Below are 6,553 nucleotides of genomic sequence, written 5' to 3'. Positions count from 1 at the left end.
CAGGAGGACTCCTTATGCTTAATTCTACAACAAATACTTATACTTTGAAACGGGAAATTTTAACTTTTTCAAATAAAATTTCAAAACACCTGTCCAAGCCGGACAAAAAGTTTTCTGCCGAGATGACTTATGGTATGCTTGCCTCCAGAAGCTGTCTTTTAACCGATGTTGTGGATCAGCTTCACGAAGATTCCAAAAAGGTCAATTCTGTTGAACGGCTGACCAGACATTTAAACAATGGCATTTCCTCCACCGCGCTTAAATCTTATCTTACTGCCATCCGTAAATGGGCTCCGCAAGAACCTGTCATACACATTGATGACAGCGATGTCGTAAAGCCTGATGGTTACAAATTTGAAGCTCTCGGACTTGTCAGAGATGGCTCTAAAAGTACTGCTTCCAAAACAGTTTATGAAAAAGGATATCATGTAACAGAAGCCTGTGTTCTCACTAAAAATAATCATCCTGTCAGTATTTTTTCAGAAATTCATTCTTCAAAAGAAAAACATTTTACCTCTATAAATGATGTTACTTTTTCTGCAATGGAACGTGGTGCAGCTCTCTTTGGCAAAGCAATCTTTGCCATGGACAGAGGCTACGATGACAACAAGATGTTTCTGAAACTTGATGAACTGGAACAGGACTATGTCATCCGTCTTACTGCCAAAAGGAAACTCTTCTTCCATGGAAAATGGGTTCCTGCCACACAGCTTCGTAATCAGAGAAGCAAGAAGATGATGAAGGATCAAAAAGATGGAGTTTTGATTGTTCTATTTTGCATGAACAATATATTTGTGATGATGCAAGGAATAGACTGTCAGAAATCAGTAGCCAATTAGTATCTATAAAAGAAAAATTTTATATTGCAGATTCGGCAGTTCATAAATTATTAACTGAACATATTGAACAGGAGGCGGTAATACGGAATCTGCAGGAGCAGGCAGTCGAGTATTTAGAAAATAATAAAGATCATTGTCGATGTCCAGTATGTCATTCGAAATTTGAATCATGGGAAAAATTAATTCTTAGCATTCAAAGTATTGAGGATAATGAACAGGAGGCATATCAGGTTCGACTGTCAAAAGCAACGGAAGAAAAGGAAAACATTTGGCAGGAATATGAAAATGCATTTAACGAAGCTTGTAAAATATTAGCACATGTGAAAGAACGTCTTTTAGAAAAGAAAAAATATTTAGAGGATGAAATTGAGACTATAAATGAATGGCTTTCTACGAATGGAATTATATATAGTGGACTAAGTAATATAGTTGAATGCGTAACAAATTACTATATTTCTAAACACACAAGGCTGGCGTATAATCATGAGAGCAAGAAACAGTTAGTAGACAAAAATGTAGTTTTAAAAAATGAAAAAGAAAAATTAACGGAGGAAAAAGATAGTAATCAAAGTAAGTTGTCAAGTTGGAATTCAGAACATTTAGCATTGCTGAAAAATGCGGAAAATATTGAAACGGATTATCGAAGTGGTAAATGGAATTCATTAATAAATTATGCCGAAGATTGTAAAAAAAAGGTGGATGAATTAACTAACTTGTTAAAAAGTTTTGATGAGGAACATAACGATATTGTTTTTCTTTCAGAAGAAATGTTGAAGGAGAACAGTTTGTCGACAGAGAAATGGATAAAAGAAAATATTTCTTTTGCAGAAGCGTATGAACCGTATTTTCAAAATCCAGATTTATTAAAAATTAAACGACAAACAGGAGAAAAACAATGCAAAATGTATTCTGAACGTGTAAGTAAGTTGAGGCGCATTGTTAATGAAGAAGGCGTTAAAGATTACTTGAGTTTGTGGAAAAATGCGGAGGTTGATTATGAATTAAAGAAAAGGGAAGAATTTGATACCAAAAAAAATTATCAGCAGTGTCAGGAAATGAACGATGAACTTACACAACAGCTAAAACAACAGTTGGAAGAATATTTTTCCCAGGAGAATGCGAACATTATCTATCAAAAAATTGACCCTAATAATGATCTTACAGATATGAATTTTTCATTAACTTTTACAGAGGATAACCGTCCTCAGTTAAATTATGAGATGACTCGCAAAAATCAGAAAGGAAAGGGGTATACAGCAGAACTATATCTTAGCACGGCTCAACTTAATGCAGTTGCATTTAGCTCTTTTTTTGCAAGAGCGTTAACGGAGACACAATTAGATATTCATTCAATTATTATTGATGATCCAATCGGAAGTTTTGATGATATGAATATTCTTGGATTTTCAGACCTCATCCGTAGTATTATTATGCATACTGATGTGCAGATTATAATGACAACTCACGATTCTAAAATATTTGATATTATGCAACGAAAACTTAATTGTAAATACCATAGCTCTCGTTTTTATAGATTGCCGGAAGATTTGGTGACTTTAGATGTGAATGATCCAGAAATTTGAAAAAGAAAAGAAATGTTTAAATTGCAAAAGCGAGATGATAAGCAAAGGAGGGAGAGGCGCGTGGAGAAGCACGTGGAATTATAGATACTTGTTATGATCTTGGCTTGCCGAAAGAGGATATTTTACAAAGACTTCAGGTGAAATTAGATATTTCATTACAGGCAGTGCAGGAATGTCTTAGGATATTTGCGAAGAAAACTGTGTAAATGTATAGAAAAAAGCGCAATTTACCAGAAGCACTCTTGACAACCCACCCGCCTCAAGCGTATACTTAGCAAAGTAATCTAAAATCCAAAAGAAAGAGAGGTAAAAGTAATGATTAGATTAACGAATGTTACAATGAACGAACTGCATAATCATCATACAATTACCTCGGTTAATTCTGTTACGCTGGCATAAATTCATGCAAAAGTAAATAGAATGTTTTTTGACATACTTCCCGTGGTGAGATATGACACTGCGGGATTTTTTTGTGCTAAGGGGGCTGCTTGTGAAGCGTGCAGGCGGCTGTCAGAGTGGTGCGTCACGGTACAAAAATATGTCAGAGACCGGGGAATGTAAGAGGGGAAAGTAAGGAGGAATCACAAGAATTTATGAAAAAGTTACATACATATATCGGACATTACTGGTATGGGTATTTGTTCGCAATATGTTCCATGATTATAGCGACCGGACTGGATATGGTTTACCCTCAGATCACACAGAGGATCGTGGATGAAGTTATTACCGGCGGAAAAATGGAACTGCTCACTGGTCTTTTGGTGGGAATCGTTGCAGTCGGAGTCGGACGATGCATCTTTGGATACTGCAAAGAATTTTCATTTGATGTCTTAAGTTCAAAGATCGGTGCACAGATCCGTAAGGATCTGTTCCGGCACATTCAGACGTTGTCGATGAATTATTTTGATAATACGAATACCGGAGAGCTGATGGCGAGAGTCAAGGATGATGTCGACAAGATCTGGAATGCGATGGGATATGTCGGCATGTTGACGATCGAGGTCGTCATCCATGTGAGCATGGTGCTCTACTGTATGTTCCATCTGAACTGGAAACTGGCGCTGATACCGCTTGTGACGATGATCTCCTGCGGCGCGATCGCGATCATCATGGAGCGGAAACTGGATAAAATTTACGAGGATATCAGTGAGGAAAATGCGGTGCTGACCACGGTTGCGGAGGAAAATCTTGCAGGTGTGCGTACCGTAAAGGCATTTGCCAGGGAAAAATTTGAGATTGAAAAATTTTTGTCACATAACAAACGTTACTATGACTTGAATATAAGCCAGTCAAAGGTGCTGGTAAAATATTATCCGTATTTCCAGTTCGTGGGAAAAGCGTTGCCGGTTGCAATGACGATCCTGGGCGGTATTTCCGTGATGCATGGAAATATGACACTTGGGGCACTTGTTGCATTTGTAGAGTACAGCAGGAACTGCACCTGGCCGATGGAAATGTTAGGCTGGCTGACCAATGATCTGTCCTCTGCCGTTGCTTCTTACAAGAAGATCAAAAAGATTTACGGGGAGACAGCCATGATCAAAGACGGAGAGCAGCCTGTCGTATTAAAACCGGTCAAAGGGGATATTTCTTTCGAACATGTTTCATTTTCCATCGAAGGAAGAGATATTCTTTCCGATATCAATTTTATAGTTCCAGCAGGAGAAACGATCGGGATCATGGGTGCTACCGGTTCCGGAAAATCATCGATCGTCAACCTGTTGCAGCGTTTTTATGATGTGACAGACGGCGCAGTTAAAGTGGATGGTACGGATGTGCGGAAACTTTCGTTAAAACAGCTTCGCAGCAGTATTTCGGTTGTACTGCAGGATGTATTTTTATTTTCGGATACAATCGAGGAAAATATTAAGATGGGGCAGCGCAAGGTGATGCAGGTTGATGAGATACGTAAGGCGGCAGACTGTGCACAGGCAAAAGATTTCATTGAAAAAATGGATGAACAGTATGCAACGGTCATCGGTGAGCGTGGTGTCGGGCTTTCCGGCGGACAAAAGCAGCGTATCAGTATTGCGCGTGCGATCGCAAAACATGCGCCAATCCTGATTTTAGACGATTCTACGTCTGCGCTGGATATGGAGACGGAGCATGAGATCCAGAAAACATTAAATGAATTAAAAGATACAACGAAAATGATCATTGCGCACCGTATTTCTGCGGTCTGTCATGCAGATGAGATCATCTATCTGAAAGACGGAGAGATCGCGGAGCGCGGAACACATCAGGAACTGCTAAAAAAGCGTGGCCTTTATTATGAGACTTACATGGCACAGTATGGCACGTTCTTAGGAGGGGAGGCGATGTAATGGCAGTCAATTCATATCGCGAAGATGAATTTATGGAAAATACCGACAAGAAAAAGATCATGCGGCGGCTGTTTTCCTATCTGCTTGCATATAAAGGCACGATTATTGCCGTGTTATTCTGTATGGGGGTTACGGTGACGATTTCACTGGTAAACCCGCTTTTGATCGAGGAAGCGATCGATCACTATATTGCGCAGTCCGATCTGCATGGACTGATCAGACTAGGAATCTTTGCACTGGTGTTAAACCTGATTTTTATTGTGATGGTAAAACTCCGAATGTATGCGATGGCGGTGATTTCCAATAAGATTTTACTAAAGATCCGTCAGGATCTGTATGAGCACATTCAGACGCTGTCATTCTCATTTTTTGACAGCAGACCGACCGGAAAAATCCTTGCGCGTATCATCGGGGATGTCAATTCTTTAAAAGATGTGCTGGTCAATGTGGTCACGACGATGGTGCCGGAATTTGTGACGGTAGTCGGGGTTGTCGTGATCATGCTGGTAAAAGACTGGCGGCTTGCGCTTGCATCACTCTCTACGATCCCGCTTATGATCGCGGGGATCTGGTTTGTACAGACGGCATCCCACAAACGCTGGCAGATATTCCGGAAAAAGGCATCAAACTTAAATGCTTATGTGCATGAGGATATTGCCGGAATGAATGTGGTTCAGAGTTTTGCGGCAGAAGATGAGACACAGGAGATTTTTGAAGGACTGACGGACGAACATCAGAGATCATTTGTGGATGCGGTAACTTACGCTGACATGTTTGGCCCGGTCATTGATTTCTGCTGGGGATTTGGTGCGATGATGCTTTATCTGGTCGGCATCCGTTTTCTGGGATTTGAAAAAGTATCGGTCGGACTTCTGGTTGCATTCGGAACTTATATCAATATGTTCTGGAACCCGATCATGAACTTGAGCAATTTTTATAATAATCTTGTCACAAATCTTACGGCGGCAGAGCGTATTTTTGATATCTTAGATACCGACGCTGACATTGTGGACGCAAAGGATGTGACGGAACTGCCGGATATAGAGGGAAGTGTTGAATTTTCACATGTAAGTTTTACTTATGATAAGGGAACACCGGCGGAAACAAAGGTACTTTCCGATGTCAGTTTTTCTGTAAAACCGGGTGAGACGATCGCACTGGTAGGACCGACCGGAGCAGGAAAAACAACGATCGTTAATCTGATCAGCCGTTTTTATGACATTGAAGACGGCAAAATTTTAGTGGATGGTTACGATCTGACAAAGGTTTCCATTGAGAGCTTAAGGCGTCAGATGGGTGTTATGACGCAGGATAATTTTATCTTTCATGGAACAGTCCGTGACAACATTTTATATGGAAAATTAGATGCGACAGATGAAGAAATGATTGCGGCTGCAAAGGCAGTCAATGCGCATGATTTCATTATGAAAATGGAAAAAGGTTATGAAACGGAATTAAAAGAACATGGGGCAGGACTTTCTATCGGACAAAGGCAGCTTATTGCGTTTGCGAGAACCATGATCTCCATGCCGAAAATCCTGATCTTAGATGAGGCAACGTCCAGCATTGATACACATACGGAGCTTTTAGTGCAGCAGGGAATCGGGGCGCTGCTTTCCGGCAGAACCAGTTTTGTGATCGCACACAGACTTTCCACGATCCAGAACGCAGACCGCATTTTTGTGATCGACCAGGGAGGTATTTTAGAACAGGGAAGTCCGGCAGAGCTGATGGAGAAAAAGGGCGCTTATTATAAACTTTATATGGCGCAGTTTGCAGGTCTGCAGGAGTAAAAAAAATTTGCTGC

The 6,553-nt window shown here is 40.4% G+C and carries 4 protein-coding genes; all 4 read left to right on the top strand.

Going from position 1 to position 6,553, the window contains the following annotated elements; genetic code table 11:
• The first annotated feature begins 14 nt into the window (after window positions 1-14).
• Window positions 15-839, top strand: coding sequence for a hypothetical protein (locus DW650_RS20025; RefSeq protein WP_243102908.1), 825 nt, complete (start codon window positions 15-17; stop codon window positions 837-839).
• Window positions 776-2,422 (top strand): hypothetical protein, encoded by a 1,647-nt coding sequence (locus tag DW650_RS08860; RefSeq protein ID WP_118209682.1) that lies wholly within the window; start codon window positions 776-778, stop codon window positions 2,420-2,422. Before DW650_RS20025 ends, DW650_RS08860 begins: the two co-directional genes overlap by 64 nt.
• 593 nt (window positions 2,423-3,015) lie before the next feature.
• Window positions 3,016-4,746, top strand: a complete 1,731-nt coding sequence (locus DW650_RS08850) for an ABC transporter ATP-binding protein (RefSeq protein ID WP_118209681.1) — start codon at window positions 3,016-3,018, stop codon at window positions 4,744-4,746.
• Window positions 4,746-6,539, top strand: coding sequence for an ABC transporter ATP-binding protein (locus tag DW650_RS08845; RefSeq protein WP_118209680.1), 1,794 nt, complete (start codon window positions 4,746-4,748; stop codon window positions 6,537-6,539). The genes DW650_RS08850 and DW650_RS08845 overlap by 1 nt, the downstream gene beginning before the upstream one ends.
• Window positions 6,540-6,553 lie beyond the last annotated feature (14 nt).

Source organism: Roseburia sp. AM23-20 (assembly GCF_003470905.1).
In the GTDB taxonomy this organism is placed as follows: domain Bacteria; phylum Bacillota; class Clostridia; order Lachnospirales; family Lachnospiraceae; genus Roseburia; species Roseburia rectibacter.
Note: the sequence above shows the minus strand (reverse complement) of the source record. Positions and strands in the feature narration are given on the sequence as shown.